A 15,638-nucleotide genomic window follows, 5' to 3' on the forward strand; every position below is an offset into this window, starting at 1 on the left:
AATGAAAGATTCAGTTATTCGTTTTCTGAGAGAAACCATCATCGGTAAGACCTTGTTTACTGACGATATAATTTACAAACTTGGAGAAGGGCGTATGGAAGGTGTGTATAGCGATCAAATGATGTTTTCTGATTTAGTGGAAACAGAAAACGGCTTCAAATTCAATATGACCACTGTAACCCATGAGTTGGTGTATAACTTGGATGAACAAGGGGTGAGGACAACGGTTGTTAAAGATTATACGGGAACGAGTGTGTTTTGTTATGAATTAGCCATGCGGAAAAGCACTAACCAACTGACCGGCTATATGCATTGCGTTTCGACTACGGTAAATAATTCCACAATGGAAGCAGTCGTTTGCGGAATATTTGATGTGGTTTTAGATAAGAAAGAATTGAGATGGCAAGAGAGCCAGTTGCTGTATAGGGATAATCTGATAGGCGAAAATCAATATAAGCCAGTGGCTTTTGATTCTAAAGCCAGATTTTATCTTGACAAAGGGAAAGTTGTCTTTGAGTATCTGCCTATGCTTTGGGAGGTAAATCCTGACACATTGGCAAAAGGATTGTCTAAGGACAATTATCCGCCATACATATCAAAAGAAAGGTAAAGGGGCTGTCATATTTGGAAAATTGCGATTAAGACAAGAATCCGTGGGTATGTGAAGTGTATCCGTTTTGTATAAAAACGAGATATGTAAATAGGAGTATATTAGAAATAAGCCACTTATGAGCATTTCTCAAAGAATGAGGCATGACTTGGCAACAGTCGCTATTTCTGCGATATGCGGTATTCTACTTCATCAACTCTGAAACAAAGGTAGCATATTGCCAATAAATGGCAAAAGTGTTTGCTGTTTTAGATTTTCATCAGTTTGATGCAACCGTTTGAAGAATAAACTTTTAGCAGAGTATTTGAGGACCAAAGGTAACGATTTGGCAACCGCCTTTTCCATAAATTTATTGATACTCCATTCTTTCATTGCCGGATGTAGTATTTTAGTTTTTTCCCTGATTGAAATATTCTTCTGCGGCTGCCTTTAAATCCATGCTGATAAGTTCCCACGCATAGCCCCTGTAACAGTCTATCCCTTCAGGGCATTCTTTGAGATCAAAGATTCTTTCAAATCCGGCTTTTATATCGTTTTCCGTAAAGCTCCATTCATCACGCATCATCGCCCATTCTATCATTTCTTTTAGGCTGTACGTGTTGCTGAGTTCGTAAATGTCCCAAAAGTCTTTTTGTCTGGGCTCATCCTGAGTGATTGCCTTGATTTTCATTGCCGCAATCTCTCTTATATCCGCAAGCCTGATGCCATCCGTTTGTTTGACGGGGAAGATAAAGTTTTCCGTATAGAAGAAGTCAGCTTTGATGCAGTCAGCCGGAGATTCACCGATGCGGACAGAATAACCCAAAGCTGGCAGGTCTAAGCTGTCTAGGTTTTCTGAATATGGGAAGTTTTCTTGCAAGAAAATTTTCATGGCGGTGGCATTCATGCTTCCGTAGTCTATGGCTGTAAACAAATCTATGTCTATGGAGCGTCTGTGTCCTAATTGAAGACTTAGACACGTTCCACCAACCAAGTTGAAATCTTTGAATACATCAGATTGCATAATCGTTTTCAGGCAGCGGATTAACTGGGGAGATACGGTTTCGTAATGAAGTTTCATTATACAAATTCTTTAAAGTTTTTTTCTCTTGTTTCTTTTTTCCATTTGCTGTGTGTGTCCTGCAATACAGCCTGTATTGTTTCTTTGCCGTAAAACCTTATGGCTTCTTCTATTTCCTGACTGTTTCCGTATTCAAATATACGCTGAATGACCCATTCCTTGTTTTTTATCCAGTTGATTTTCTCTATTTTCGTGTCCCAAAATAATGCCATGCTGAATTTTGACAAGTCCGGGTGTGTTTCCCTCTCTTTTTCGGTCAGATAGGCATAGACTTCATAATTGGCTTGTATCTTGTAGAAATAGCCTTCAATGCCTATCCCCAAAGCTCTTTCTATGGCAATGGACTGCTGAATCGTGAAAGCTCTTGTTCCGTTAATTAGTTCACTGATTCTTTGCGGATATACACCTGCCTTAATGGATAGTTGCTTTTGGGTTATTTTTGCTTTTCTCAAAATATGCTCCAGAACTTTTCCTGCTGGTGTCCTTTCAGATTTGATATATTCCTCATACATATATTGCTGTGTTTTATATGTTCAAGTACAAAAATACATTCGTTTTTGTAAATAACCAAATTTGGTTGTTGGCTTTCTTTTGGTCTTTTCAGAAAGATAATCTTTCTGAAAGATATTTCAATGTGTCGTTTGCCTTATTATAAAGTAATATATACCCCGTTGGCGGAATTAAATTAGCGTATATTTAACTTTGCCAATGGGACTGTTTTATTGTAGGATTGTAAGTGCGCTAATCTTCCCTATAATTCAGGCAAAATTTCTTATAATCAATTGGTCACACAGCTATGAGAATATCTCAAAAGAAGGGGATATATTCCCTTATTGTGGATATATTGAATAGGCGTAAATGTCAAATCACCCAAAGAGAATAGTAGTATGAAAGATTCAGTCATTCGTTTTCTGAGAGAAACCATCATCGGTAAGACCTTGTTTACTGACGATATAATTTACAAACTTGGAGAAGGGCGTATGGAAGGTGTGTATAGCGATCAAATGATGTTTTCTGAATTTAGTGGAAACAGAAAACGGCTTCTGTGGGTATGTAAAGCGCATCCGTTTTGTATAACAAACCGCAAAAATGTAGGTACTTGCAGTAATTAGTGTAATAGTCGGCACAAGAATTATGCTGAACTTTGCAGCCGTAAAGTAATGAAATGATGAGAAGAATGACCTACATTGCAATCATAATGGCTGCTATGATGACAGGACTATGGTCTTGTACGGAAAAAACAGAAATCCCTACTGATATGAATGGAAACGGAACAACCAATACTGACAGTTTTCAGATTCAGATGACCCATCCTGTTCCCAATCAATACTTTTCGGAGGCAACAGAGCAGGGGCAGGTAGTAAGAATCGAATATGAATCGAAAGATTATACCCGCGATGACCGTCCTGCCGCGCGGAAGCCTGCCTATGTCTATCTGCCTTACGGATATGACGAGAGCCGGCAATACGATGTCGTCTACCTGATGCACGGATGGACGGGAACGGCAGAGGAAACATTTGAAACATTGGGCGGCGCACAGAAGAACATTTTGGACTGGATGATTCAGCAAGGAGATTGCAAGCCTGTCATCGTGGTGTCGCCCACGTGGGACAAAGACAACCGGGCAAAAGATTGGGGTGAATCGTGCGAGGAAATCGCTGTGTTCCATAATGAAAATGAATATGAGAATGACCTGATTCCTGCCGTTGAAAGCCGCTTCTCGACATACGCTGAAACGACTGACCGGGCAGGTATCGTGGCATCGCGTGACCACCGGGCTTTCGGCGGCTTCTCGCTGGGCAGTGTGACGACATGGTATATCTTTGAACATTGTTTCGACTTGCAACGCTTTTTCCTGCCGATGAGTGGTGACAGTTGGCACGTTTCGATTTTTGGCGGACAGACGGTGCCGGAGCAGACGGCTCAGTTTCTTGCTTCGGTAGTTCAGGCATCGCCTTACGGAACGGATAACGGTTTTCACGTATGGCACGCCGTGGGAACACAGGATGCACGCTTTTATCAGACCCATAATCAGGCGATGGCATGTATGCAGCTGACCGATGTGTTTACTCCCCATAACTTTTCTTACCACCAGCGAGAGGGAGGGCAACACGATTACAATTCCGTCGTGGAGTTTGTATATAATGCTCTGCCGTTTTTCTTTCCGCCTGAAGCGGGGCAATCTTTCACCCGCACAAGCCGTATCAGTGATGTTATGAATGACCCGGCTTTCGGTAATTGGGGACGGCTGATTTTCCCCGTAGACGAGGGCTATTGGAGCGGCGAGACTTTGGAACAGTTGCGCTTGGTGTGGTATAACTACATAGACCCGGACAAGACCGTTGAAATCTGCAATTACCTGAAGGCACATGCCGGCAGCGTATTTCTTGACATTTATACGGAGGCCGAAAAGCAGGACGACCCGCAGAAGCGCAATACGGGACTGTTCTTTTTCCGGGGAAATCCGGGTGCGCCCTTTGCCGTCTGCAATGCCGGTGGTGCATTCGCGTATGTCGGAGCCATGCACGACAGCTTTCCTCATGCTCTTGAACTGTCCAAACTTGGGTACAATGCTTTTGCGCTCATTTACCGTCCGGAATATGCCTACGAAGACCTTGCCCGCGCCATCACTTATATTTATGACCATGCCGATGAGCTGGGCGTAAGCGCTTCCGGCTATTCCCTTTGGGGCGGTTCGGCAGGAGCACGCATGGCGGCTGTGCTCGGCAATGAGGATTACTTGCAAGAACTCACCGGACGCACGGATATTCCGCAAGCCTCGGCTGTCATCATGCAATATATGGGTTATAGCATGGTTAGTTCGCAAGACGCGGCAACATACGCCTGTGTCGGTACGAACGACGGCATTGCTTCATGGCGCACCATGCAACGGCGGCTGCAAGGTCTTTCCTCCCTCGGCATCCCGACCGAATTTCATGCTTACGACGGGCATCCTCACGGTTTCGGACTTGGCACGGGGACGGTGGCTGAAGGCTGGCTGACGGATGCTGTCCGTTTTTGGGAAGAAAACCGATAATCGATGGAGCATATTTAAAACTGCCTCATTCCGGACAATCCGTAAAAAAGGTACGACCGTCTGTAATCCGTGTATGGAAGGATGCAACATTATGCCGTACCTTTGTATGTATAGGGAACTGATTAAACAAAGACAATATGGAAACAATCAAACTGAGCAACGGCGTGGAAATGCCGCTATTGGGTTACGGAGTGTTCAAGGTAGCTCCGCAGGAATGTGAACGGTGCGTAAGCGATGCGCTGAATGTGGGTTATCGCCTGATTGACACGGCGCAGGCTTACTTCAACGAGGAAGGTGTAGGAAATGCCATAAGCAAGAGCGATATTGTCCGGCAGGACATTTTTCTGGTGACGAAAGTATGGATTTCGAATGCAGGCGAGGAGAGAGCGTCAGCAAGCATCGACGAGAGCCTGCGCAAGTTGAAGACCGACTATATCGATCTGCTGCTCATCCATCAGGCATACGGCGACGTGTTCGGCTCGTGGAGGGCGATGGAGAAAGCCTACCGGGCAGGCAAGGTGCGTGCCATCGGTGTAAGCAATTTTCAGGCAGGACGTTTCTTCGACTTCGCCCACTATGTGGACATCAAGCCGATGGTGAACCAGTTGCAATGCAATCCGCTCGTCCAGCAACAGGGCATCGAGCCGCTTCTCGCAGAACACGACACGAAGATGATGGCATGGGGGTCGCTTGGCGGTGAGGGTGCCGAAGATGTGATAAAGAACGAACTGCTTGCTTCCATTGGCGAAGGCTACGGGAAGACCGCCGCACAGGTGGCACTGCGCTGGCTCACGCAGCGGGGCATCGTCGCCATCCCCAAGAGCACGCATGTGGAGCGTATGCGGCAGAATCTGGACATCTTCGACTTTACGCTGACCGATGAGGAAATGAAACGTATTGCCACACTCAACTGTCACGATGCGGGAACGGTGAATTTCGGCGACCCGCAGTTGGTGAAGTTCCTGATTGAGACATACGGGTAAAGAAAAAAGAACTCCCGCAGCGCAGAGAACCCGTTGCGGGAGTTTTTTTGTATAGGCTTTTATTTGAGTTTCCGAGTCACCCTACACGGATTCCCCACCGCCACGCAGTTTGCCGGAATGGAGTGCGTCACCACGCTGCCCGCGCCGATAACGGCATTCTCTCCAATCGTCACACCGGGCAGGATGATTGCTCCGCCGCCTATCCATGCGCCGTCTTCTATCCTGACCGGACGCGCGATGGTGTTGCAGATGTCGTTTCCCTCCATCCAATCCCAAGCCATTCGCTCGCGCACATCGGTGGAATGCGTGGCGGTGTATATCTGCACATTAGGTGCAATCAGGACGTTGTTGCCGATGTCGATGCGGTTATTGTCCACAAAGGTACAGTTCATGTTGATGATAACCTTATCGCCGACGAAGATGTGCTTGCCGTATTCGCAATGGAAGTCGATGTCCACGTGAACCCCCTTCCCGATACTGCCGAACAGTTGGCTCAGCAAAGCCTGTTTGCGTCCGGTATCAGCGTAGTCCGTGGCGTTGAGTTGCGCCAGCAGGCGTTTTGCCCGCACTGTCATTTCCATTATCTTCGGGTCCCAGCCTCCGTTGAAAGGTTCGCCTGCCATACATTTTTTGTATTCTGTCTTCATGTTTGTAGATTTTTTATGGTTCGCTTGTGAAGATAGTGAAAATCAAGGAGCGGGCAAAAGTTACAGCTCATAAAATCAGAAAAGCACCTCCGTGCCTCCACAGAGATGCTTCTCTATATCATTTACGTATGTCAAGCCATCACAGTCTTGCCCCCCAAACCATCTTCTCCACATCTTCCAGTGTGGCGTTGAAGAAACGCTTCTCCTTGTTGAGCGAGCGCATCTGCTGCATCTCGTCGTCGGTCAACTGGAAGTCGAAGATTTGGATGTTCTCCTTGATGTAGTCGGGATTCGATGCACCGGGGATGACGGAGAAGCCTTCCTGGATGTGCCAGCGTAGGATGACCTGTGCCGGGGTCTTGCCGTGGGCTTCGGCTATCTTCTTTATTACGGGGTCTTTGAACAGGGCACTGCCCGACATGGCACCTCCCAACGGGAACCAGCATTCCATCTGTATCCCTTCTTTTGCGGCTTTCTTGCGCATCTCCAACCGCTGGGCGTAAGGGTGGCACTCTATCTGGAGTACTTGAGGCTTGATAGTCGCTGCTTTCATAATCGTGTTCCACACCTCATCGTTCGCATCGAAGTTGCTGGTGCCGAGGGCACGCACTTTGCCCATCTTCACCGCCTTTTCCATGTCTTTCCATGCGCCTACGAAGTCGCCCACGGGCTGGTGAACATAGAGCAGGTCGATGTAATCCAGTTGCATCCGCTTCAGCATCTCGTCGATGGCTTTCAGCGTCTTTCCCTCGCCGTATTCCGTGGGCCAGAGTTTGCTGGTAATCCAGATTTCCTCGCGAGGTATACCGCTTTCCTTGACTGCACGCCCCACGCCCGCTTCGTCCTGATAGGCATGGGCCGTGTCGATGTGCCGATATCCGGCTTTCAAGGCAGTGAGGCACGACTGTTCGCACACTTCGTCACTGGGCTGGAGGAATGTGCCGATGCCGAAGCGGGGCATCTCCACGCCGTTGTTCAACTTGACCATCGGCACACCGGCCGTCGTTGTTTTCTCTTGTGCACAGGTAGCACATACGCCGCCACATAGTATCAAGGCGGCCAGCAGAAGTTTTTTTAGTGATTCCATACTCTTTTTTATAAACTGAATAATTGTCTGTTTGCAATAAGGCGGAGGTGGCAATGACACCGTTCACAACAGTGGCTTCCGTCAGTCTCAGCATACTGCATCGGCTGGTATTACTGCCGCTCTTTTTATTTCCCACTCTTGATGTCTTCTGTGGTTGATGCAAAGGTAGGTGATGCCCGTGTAAACGGACTTACATAAAATTCGGGAGGATGTGCTGTTTTTGCGGTAAAATAGCTGTCGGAATAACAGCTTTATGTTAGAGGAGGCTCTTGGTGCAGATAGACTTCCATTCAAGGAACTTTGTAGAAATCAGGTGTCGTTTGTCCAATTTGCCAGATGGCAGTTCCTTAAATTGTTGTGAAATATGCTCTTTTTCAAAGCAACAATGGTTCGTGTCAAAGAAATGAATTGCTTTTGTCGAAAAGACTCGGAACCAAAACACACGGATGGCCTGCAAATAGGGTACTCTCTGACAAGGAGAAAGATATCAAGATAGCGTGTGATGTTGTTCATCTGAAATTATTTTTGCAGGCGGAATCAGATGCGGCGATCCCGTAACCGATGAACATTATTGAAAGATGGTGGAAGTTTACCAGGAAATCCGTTTTGCATGGCGATGGTGTGGCAGGCTTGCGAAAACATATCAGGCCTTCAAGGATTTTCCAGAGGAAATAAACCGCAAACGGCAGCTGCACTTTGAGCCTCCTACAGAACTGTATGGACAATGATTTTGACGGGCAAGTTACGCAAAAGGAACAGAAATATCTTTTGCTAATCTGCCGGAATCCGGCGGTTTTTCCACAGAATTTCCGTAAATCTGTATAAGGAATATACCTACTTGAATTTAAGAGAGTTATAAGAATTACCTTGTTTTCGGGTAATGAGTTGGCAACTGTTCCTATTGCCGTGGTCTGCATCGCTTTGCTTGTTAGGTAACTCATCTTACTGCAAAATTAAGCAATAATTTGGATTTCCTTGCTTCTTTCTGATATAAATCAATCAAATGAAAATCGAAAAGATGTCGAAAAAAAGCAGAATCAGTTAACCTTATAAATGACGTATGGCGATATAAATCGCCATACGGGTTGTCAGTTTTCCTTCTTAGGCAAAGATTCTATGCCACTTAATATGTACAAATCTTTATCTTGCCATTATAGCATAAATGAGTATCATAAAATCCAACATTACCGAAGTGATTCCCAACAGCAAAGCAAATTGCGGGAACACAAACATGCCACAAACTGTTAAGCTAATAGATAGAATACTCACTGCAGACTGCCACTATAAAAACTCACCTCTCTATAGCGAAGTAAAGAGTGAATATCCGTCCACGATTATACAACCATAACCCATGAATCCCAACTGCGGATGCATTGATAAAGTCGTTGTAATTAACGATATTGTACATATTCTAAGCTATTCATCTGTTGTAGCCTTTCTAAGTGTAGGGAGAATTCTTTTGGAAATGGATTCTCCGATCTACGAAAAAAAGTTTTTTTTCATTTTATCTTGATCTTAAAATTATTTTTCCACGAGACTCATTCTCTTTGCACGGTCTGTGAGTCTCAACCTCAGACCTTGGCGACACTTACTCTTCCACTTTTGCAGTACCATCAGCGTATATAGTCTTAACTTCTCTGTTCGGAAAGGGAAGAGGTGATTCCTATATACTATTAGTCACCGTTGCTTTATTTTTAATTTACATATTTACTTGTTCAGACAGGCGTAATTAATTTACATGTAGAGCTATCCGACAACAAATCAGCCAAAAACTACCAGGATTCATATAAGTATGATTGTCAAACTGAGCATCCATATATTTAACATATGCTCGCGCCATCTCCATTACTCCAACATATTTATTATCCTCTCCATCTTCCGATAGATTCAATTTGTTAATTATATCAGCTAACAATTCCGCGTTACGCTTAATTATAACGTCATCATGAAAGATTTGTCTATGCTGCTCAATGTTCTCTTGAGTATCATTGAAAAATGATGGCATCATCATAAAGAAACCTAATTCCCTACTTGATGTGAGTGTAAAGTAATTCCAAAAATTAGCAGCCTGTACTCTTGAAATTTCCATAATTCTTTTTATTATTTATTCTATTTGATATCGTAATTCGCTTACAAAGGTAGAGGATTTTTGTGATAATCCTCTATCTTCTAATACTTTTATTTGTTTTTAGAGTGGTTTTTGGATGTATTCTACATTTTCAATCCTTTATCTTGTCTTGTAGAAGCAATCCCCAAACTGTTTCTACATTCATTCGCTTTTTGTCTGAACCATTGTACAAGCGGAATGTCATTCACGCATATATGGTAATGTCCTTTTCTGTTCTTGTCTTCCTCAAATGAGAAAGCCGCATTCTCGTCACGAAACTTTCGGTTGAACTCGGGAGAATAGAAATCACCTTTCAGCCTTACCTTCTTCAACTTGCACAACTCTTGGATTACCCTTTCAGAAAAGTTCAAGGTGTTACGGCAGAAGCCAACCAACGGCAACAGCTTCTCCACATAAGGGAAGTAACGCTGTATCTTGTCCATATATTCGTTGAACTTGGCGCGTTCTTCCTTATGCTCTCGTTCCATTGTTCCAATATACCGTACCAATTCTTCGTTCTGACTTTCAAGGGCGGATATGCGTTGCTGTAATTCCTCCCTTTCCGCTTTCAACTTATTGCTGCCCAAAAGAGAACCGACCTTTGCCACGAGTGCCGCTTTCGCCTCAGTCTTGGCGGCTTCCAGCTTCTCCGACTTGATTTCCTTCCGCACTTCGTCAAGTTGCCGTTCCGCCTGCCGCTGTTCGGTCTGTAATTGCCGCATGTTGGCTTCAAGCTCTCCCGTCTGCCGTTTCAGGTCTCGGTAGTATTGGGCGGTGGTGGTGTGCCGTGCCTCCGAACCACGGATGCCACGCTGCAAGCCGTATTTCGCCATCGCTGCGGCATAGCTGTCGTGGTAGGCGACAAGCCTTTCACGGGTCAGGAGGTCATCGGCACACAGGCGCACGGCGTTGGCTTTCTTGCGGTAGGTGCGTCTGCCCTCCGTCTGTTTCCGTTTGGCTTTTCTGCGCTCTCCCGTCACTATCGGCACGACCGTGGCGTGGATGTGCGGAGTGTGTTCGTCCATGTGCAGCACAGCCGATACGGTGTTCTCCCTGCCGAATGTGCGGTGCAGCCATTGCAGGTTGTCATCGCACCACTCGTCAAGCCTTCCCTCGTCCTGCACTTTAATCATGTCCTCGTGCGTACCCGAAAGCACGATGCGGATTGCCCTTACTTGGTCGGGCGTTATTTTCCGTTTAATGCCAGCCGTGCGGATGCGCTGGCTTATCGCTTCGGTGCGGTCTGACACGCCGTCGGGGAATTGCACCAGCTCACGGTTGAGGTGGGTGCGTGTGGGGTCTGCATTCTTGGGCGTGTTCTTGCGTTCGATGTGGTCGGATGCGCCCGTGTCAGCCGACCCTTTCGCCTTGTTGATTTGGATGCTGATATATCCCATGTCTGTTTCTTGTTTTTTTAGGTTCTATAAACTTGTTTGTCGGTATCCGTCCGCCTGCGGTCGTGCCGCACGGGGGCAAACGGGGGTGTCCAGAGGAGTGTAACCCCGTTGGCTCATTAGGATGTTTTTAGCATGAGCGAAGCGGTGCGTGAAGAAAACGCCCTAATGAGCTATGGCTTTTTGTTTCCCAAAAGTCTGCGGCGGTGTCGGCGATGATGCGGCGGACATTGGTTGCTTTTTTCTTTTCGCCAGCGATGAAGGCTTTCCCTTGTCGGTCGGCAAGACGGAAGTCCGTCCGACCAGCCGGCGGATGGCGGTGTTCACCTCTGTTGCTTCCCCCGGCGGACTTGATGAGGGGTGAAAATCCGATGAAATGATGAATAAAATCTGCACTTTCATCGGGTAATGAATAGGAAACCATTCTTCTGCTTTAATCCGCTTAGAAACGGTTCTCAGCTCTCTTTCCAACTTCCGTAATTTTCTCCTAACTGCTTAATTCACAGATTATATTGCGTTAATCTGCCGGAATCCGGCGGTTTTTCCACAGAATTTTCTTAACTTTGTCAACCGATTCTAAAAGTTATCCAGTTATGAAGTTTATAGGAATAATTCCGGCAAGATATGCATCCACACGTTTTCCTGCAAAGCCTTTGGCTATGTTGGGAGGAAAGCCTGTGATTCAGAGAGTGTATGAACAGGTGGCAGGCGTTTTGGACGACGTCTGTGTGGCAACCGACGACGAACGGATTGAAAAGGCTGTAGAAGCTTTCGGCGGCAAGGTTGTCATGACATCCGTCAATCATAAAAGCGGAACCGACCGTTGCTATGAGGCCTATTGCAAGGCAGGGAAAGGGTATGATGTGGTAGTGAACATCCAAGGCGACGAACCTTTCATTCAGCGCTCGCAGCTGGAGGCGGTGAAGGCTTGTTTTGATGATGAGGCGACTCAAATAGCTACGTTGGTGAAACCTTTCCGTCCGGAAGACGGATTCGATGCGCTTGAAAATGTAAATTCGCCGAAAGTGGTGGTGAACAGGCAGATGCAGGCACTTTATTTCAGCCGCTCCATCATTCCGTTCCAGCGCAGCCGCGACCGTAAGGATTGGCTGGCAAATCATGTATACTACAAGCACATCGGACTTTACGCATACAGGGCTTCGGTCTTGAAGGAAATCACCGCATTGTCCCAGTCGCCGCTTGAGCTGGCAGAGTCGCTCGAGCAGTTGCGCTGGCTTGAAAACGGCTATACCGTCAAGGTGGGCATCAGCGATGTGGAAACGATCGGCATTGATACGCCGCAGGATCTGGAGCGGGCAGAAGCATTTCTAAACCAACACCCGGAATTGAGATGAGTACGCTTGACAGAACCGTGGCTCCCGAAATCCGCCAGTTGGATGACTTTTCGATCGTGTGTCCGGAAAGGCGCATGATGCGGAACGGCATGCCGCTCTTTACCATAGAAGCAGGAAGTGAAGATGTCGTGCGTTTTGACCTGGTGATTAAAAGCGGACAGCTCCAGCAGGAACAGCCCTTGCAGGCTGTGTTTACGAACCGTATGCTCAGGGAAGGGACGCGTAACCTTTCGTCGGCGGAGATCGCTGAAACGCTGGACTATTATGGAGCGTGGCTTGATCTCTCAGTGTCGGTGGATTGCAGTTATGTGACACTCTATTCACTGTCGCGCTATTTCAGCAAGACGCTTGAAGTGGTGGCCTCAATGGTTATGGAGTCTGTGTTTCCGGAAAAAGAATTTGCTGTGATCCGCGATATCCACAAGCATCAGTTTATGGTGAACAACCAGCGGGTGGACGTGCTTTCGCGCAAGCAGCTCTGCCGTTCGCTCTTCGGAGAGAGGCATCCGTTAGGCAGGTATGCCGAACTGGATGACTATGACCGTATCGGCGTGGAAAGCCTGAAGGAATATTACCGCAGGTTCTATCGTTCGGGCAATTGTTCGGTTTATCTGTCCGGACGTGTTACTCCAGACACGGTCCGTTGCGTGGAAAGGCTGTTCGGGGATGCGGAGTGGGGCGAACGCTCGTCCGATTTTGTCCTTCCCCAGCCGGTTATAATTACGGATACCCGCAAGCGCGTGTTCGTGGAGAAAGAGGATGCGATGCAGAGTTCGGTGAAGATGGGCGGATTTACGCTCGACCGGAAGCATCCGGACTACCTGAAGCTGCGTGTACTGGTAACCCTCTTCGGCGGCTATTTTGGCAGCCGGCTTATGTCGAACATACGCGAAGACAAAGGTTATACCTACGGAATCGGAGCGGGGCTGGTCGTTTATCCGGGAACCGGACTGCTGATGATCAGCACGGAAACCGGAAACGAATACGTGGAGCAAGTGATAAAAGAGGTCTATCATGAAATGGACAGGCTGAGGGAGGAGCGCGTGTCGGACGAAGAGCTGGACATGGTGCGCAACTATATGCTTGGTGATATATGCCGTTCATACGAAAGCCCCTTTTCGCTTTCTGACGCATGGATCTTTATCGAAGCATCGGGACTGGATTATGACTTTTATGACCGCTCGCTTGCCGCCGTGCGCGACATTTCCTCCGAAGATATTCTGTCGCTTTCGCGGAAGTACTTCTGCAAAGAAGATTTAATAGAGGTGGTGGCTGGTAAAAAAGTATGAATCCGGAATCCGATTACTGACCAAAAAAATTAATTTTGAACTCTATAATTAACAAGAAGAATAATCTAATGAATAAATATAGCATTTTGTTGTTTGCCCTTCTGGCTGTGGGGACGAATTCCGTTTCGGCTCAGATGTCTTTGGGATATTATAAATTCAAGGATGGGGCCGAATATACCGGAGAACTGAAAGGGCGGCGGCCGAACGGAAGAGGGCGTACTGTGTTTAAGAACGGCGACGTGTATGAGGGTGAATATGTGAAGGGGAAACGCCAGGGGCAGGGTACCTATACTTTCAGCGACGGGGAGAAGTATGTGGGCGAATGGTATCAGGACCAGCAGCATGGAAAAGGAACTTTCTATTTTATGAACAATAACCGTTACGACGGGTTCTGGTTTCAGGACTTTCAGGAAGGGAAAGGCACCATGACTTATTATAACGGCGACTTCTATGACGGAACATGGCATCAGGACAAGCGTGACGGAAAGGGAACCTATATATGGAAGGGAGGAGCTACCTATAGCGGTGAGTGGAAAAATGACTTGAAGAACGGACAGGGTACCATGACGTGGGAAGACAATTCGAAATATGAAGGCGAATGGAAAGACGGAATGCGTGACGGAAAAGGCACTTTCTACTATACCAACGGTGACAAGTATGTAGGCGACTGGAAGAACGACGTGCAGGAAGGAAAGGGAATCTATTATTTTCAGAACGGAGAAAAATACGAAGGCGATTATGTCAACGGAGAACGCACGGGAGAGGGCATTTATACTTACCCCAACGGCGACAGGTATGTCGGACAGTTCTCCAACGGTTGGCAGAACGGCAAAGGCACGTTCACGTGGGCGAACGGAGCGGTTTATGAAGGCCAGTGGCTGAGAAACCAGCGTTCGGGAACGGGAACCTACAAGTGGGCGAACGGCGACGTGTACGAAGGACAGTGGAAGAACAACATGGCTGAAGGCGAAGGCACATTGCGTACGGCCGACGGCTCTGTATATACAGGCGGATTCGTGAGAGGCAAGGAAGACGGCAAAGGCACACTCGTGAGCAAAGACGGAATCCGTTTTGAAGGCTTTTTCAAGCAGGGAAAGAAGGACGGGCCTTTTGTGGAAACCGATGCGGACGGCAAGGTGATCCGGAAAGGCACATTCAAGTATGGACGTTTGCTGGAGGAAAAGAAATGAAACTGAATTTACAGGAACTGACGGAGAAGGTGCGTGCGCTGGCTGTGGAAACAGGAAGCTTCATCCGTCAGGAAAGAAGCCGGTTCTCCCGCGAACGGGTGGAGAAGAAACATGCGCACGATTATGTTTCTTATGTAGACAAAGAGTCGGAAAGAAGAATTGTAGCCTGCTTGAGGGAGTTGCTTCCCGAGGCAGGTTTTATTGTTGAGGAGGGCAGTGCCGGATTTTCCGGAGAGCCTTATTGCTGGGTGGTCGACCCCTTGGACGGCACAACCAATTTTATCCACGACAATGCTCCTTACTGCGTCAGCATCGCTTTGCGTGACCGCGAGGAAATCCTGATAGGAGTTGTGTATGAAATTTGCAGGGGTGAATGTTTCTGGACCTGCAAAGGCGATTCTTCGTACCGGAACGGCGAGCCGGTTCACGTTTCGGACGTGGATTGCGCGGACAATGCTTTTCTGGCTTTGGGCCTGCCGTACGATGCGGATGCCTACAGGCCGGTGTTCCGGAAGCTGGTGGACGGCGTTTATGGGAAGGTGGCGGGGACGAGAGTCGTAGGCGCTGCCGCAGCCGAAATGTGCTATGTGGCATGCGGGCGTTTTGATGCAAGGGTAGAGGCTCTTCTCGGTCCGTGGGACATTGCTGCCGGCATTCTGATTGTGCAGAATGCGGGAGGGCGTGTTACCGACTTCTGCGGAGGGGACAGTTATGAGCAAGGCAGCCAGGTCGTGGCGTCAAACGGGAAAATACATGATTTTCTGTTGAAAATCCTGGCAGGCTCTTAAAAAACGCCCTTTTTTTTCGGATTATCAGAATATATTTCGTAAGTTTGTGTAGCTCAAGCCGCACAGGTATGGGCTGAATCGGATTATTAAT

Annotated in this window: 15 protein-coding genes and 1 rRNA gene; 8 read left to right on the forward strand and 8 right to left on the reverse strand. The window is 47.3% G+C overall.

Annotated elements, in window-relative coordinates:
• The first annotated feature begins 1 nt into the window (after position 1).
• Positions 2-610, forward strand: a complete 609-nt coding sequence (locus QUW60_RS03595) for a hypothetical protein (protein ID WP_289558478.1) — start codon at positions 2-4, stop codon at positions 608-610.
• Between the two features lie 388 nt (positions 611-998).
• On the opposite strand, the gene QUW60_RS03600 is transcribed toward QUW60_RS03595, so the two are convergent.
• A complete protein-coding gene (locus QUW60_RS03600; protein ID WP_289558480.1) occupies positions 999-1,670 on the reverse strand; it encodes a nucleotidyl transferase AbiEii/AbiGii toxin family protein in 672 nt (223 codons plus the stop codon).
• Positions 1,670-2,182 (reverse strand): helix-turn-helix transcriptional regulator, encoded by a 513-nt coding sequence (locus QUW60_RS03605; RefSeq protein ID WP_258337655.1) that lies wholly within the window; start codon positions 2,180-2,182, stop codon positions 1,670-1,672. Before QUW60_RS03605 ends, QUW60_RS03600 begins: the two co-directional genes overlap by 1 nt.
• A gap of 375 nt (positions 2,183-2,557) precedes the next feature.
• Here QUW60_RS03605 and QUW60_RS03610 point away from each other — a divergent pair, with 375 nt between their 5' ends.
• The 3 genes from QUW60_RS03610 to QUW60_RS03620 all read left to right on the forward strand — a co-directional run bounded on the left by QUW60_RS03610 (position 2,558) and on the right by QUW60_RS03620 (position 5,690).
• Positions 2,558-2,782 carry a hypothetical protein gene (locus QUW60_RS03610; RefSeq protein ID WP_289558483.1) on the forward strand — a complete coding sequence of 75 codons (225 nt, stop codon included), beginning with the start codon at positions 2,558-2,560 and terminating at the stop codon, positions 2,780-2,782.
• Positions 2,783-2,847: 65 nt separating this feature from the next.
• Positions 2,848-4,707 carry an alpha/beta hydrolase-fold protein gene (locus QUW60_RS03615; protein WP_289558485.1) on the forward strand — a complete coding sequence of 620 codons (1,860 nt, stop codon included), beginning with the start codon at positions 2,848-2,850 and terminating at the stop codon, positions 4,705-4,707.
• A gap of 137 nt (positions 4,708-4,844) precedes the next feature.
• Positions 4,845-5,690 carry an aldo/keto reductase gene (locus tag QUW60_RS03620; RefSeq protein ID WP_289558487.1) on the forward strand — a complete coding sequence of 282 codons (846 nt, stop codon included), beginning with the start codon at positions 4,845-4,847 and terminating at the stop codon, positions 5,688-5,690.
• Between the two features lie 59 nt (positions 5,691-5,749).
• On the opposite strand, the gene QUW60_RS03625 is transcribed toward QUW60_RS03620, so the two are convergent.
• The 6 genes from QUW60_RS03625 to QUW60_RS03650 form a co-directional block, all read right to left on the reverse strand.
• Positions 5,750-6,337, reverse strand: a complete 588-nt coding sequence (locus QUW60_RS03625; RefSeq protein WP_289558489.1) for a sugar O-acetyltransferase — start codon at positions 6,335-6,337, stop codon at positions 5,750-5,752.
• A gap of 139 nt (positions 6,338-6,476) precedes the next feature.
• Positions 6,477-7,424 (reverse strand): aldo/keto reductase, encoded by a 948-nt coding sequence (locus QUW60_RS03630; RefSeq protein WP_289558491.1) that lies wholly within the window; start codon positions 7,422-7,424, stop codon positions 6,477-6,479.
• Between the two features lie 1,576 nt (positions 7,425-9,000).
• Positions 9,001-9,109, reverse strand: a 5S ribosomal RNA gene (gene rrf / locus QUW60_RS03635).
• A gap of 44 nt (positions 9,110-9,153) precedes the next feature.
• Positions 9,154-9,513 carry a hypothetical protein gene (locus tag QUW60_RS03640; RefSeq protein ID WP_289558492.1) on the reverse strand — a complete coding sequence of 120 codons (360 nt, stop codon included), beginning with the start codon at positions 9,511-9,513 and terminating at the stop codon, positions 9,154-9,156.
• A gap of 122 nt (positions 9,514-9,635) precedes the next feature.
• A complete protein-coding gene (gene mobV / locus QUW60_RS03645) occupies positions 9,636-10,928 on the reverse strand; it encodes a MobV family relaxase (RefSeq protein ID WP_289558494.1) in 1,293 nt (430 codons plus the stop codon).
• Between the two features lie 162 nt (positions 10,929-11,090).
• Positions 11,091-11,396 (reverse strand): hypothetical protein, encoded by a 306-nt coding sequence (locus QUW60_RS03650; protein WP_289558496.1) that lies wholly within the window; start codon positions 11,394-11,396, stop codon positions 11,091-11,093.
• 122 nt (positions 11,397-11,518) lie between these two features.
• On the opposite strand from QUW60_RS03650, the gene kdsB reads away from it, so the two are divergent.
• From kdsB to QUW60_RS03670, 4 genes are all read left to right on the forward strand, one after another.
• Entirely contained in the window at positions 11,519-12,280 is a 762-nt protein-coding gene (gene kdsB / locus QUW60_RS03655) for a 3-deoxy-manno-octulosonate cytidylyltransferase (protein ID WP_289558498.1), read from the forward strand.
• Positions 12,277-13,569: a M16 family metallopeptidase gene (locus QUW60_RS03660; protein ID WP_289558500.1), complete on the forward strand. Its 1,293-nt coding sequence runs from the start codon at positions 12,277-12,279 to the stop codon at positions 13,567-13,569. The genes kdsB and QUW60_RS03660 overlap by 4 nt, the downstream gene beginning before the upstream one ends.
• A 68-nt stretch (positions 13,570-13,637) precedes the next feature.
• Positions 13,638-14,759, forward strand: coding sequence for a phosphatidylinositol-4-phosphate 5-kinase (locus tag QUW60_RS03665; protein WP_289558502.1), 1,122 nt, complete (start codon positions 13,638-13,640; stop codon positions 14,757-14,759).
• Positions 14,756-15,547, forward strand: coding sequence for an inositol monophosphatase family protein (locus QUW60_RS03670; protein ID WP_289558504.1), 792 nt, complete (start codon positions 14,756-14,758; stop codon positions 15,545-15,547). The genes QUW60_RS03665 and QUW60_RS03670 overlap by 4 nt, the downstream gene beginning before the upstream one ends.
• Positions 15,548-15,638: the final 91 nt, after the last annotated feature.

The organism is Bacteroides gallinaceum (assembly GCF_030373775.1).
GTDB classification, from domain to species: domain Bacteria; phylum Bacteroidota; class Bacteroidia; order Bacteroidales; family Bacteroidaceae; genus Phocaeicola; species Phocaeicola excrementipullorum.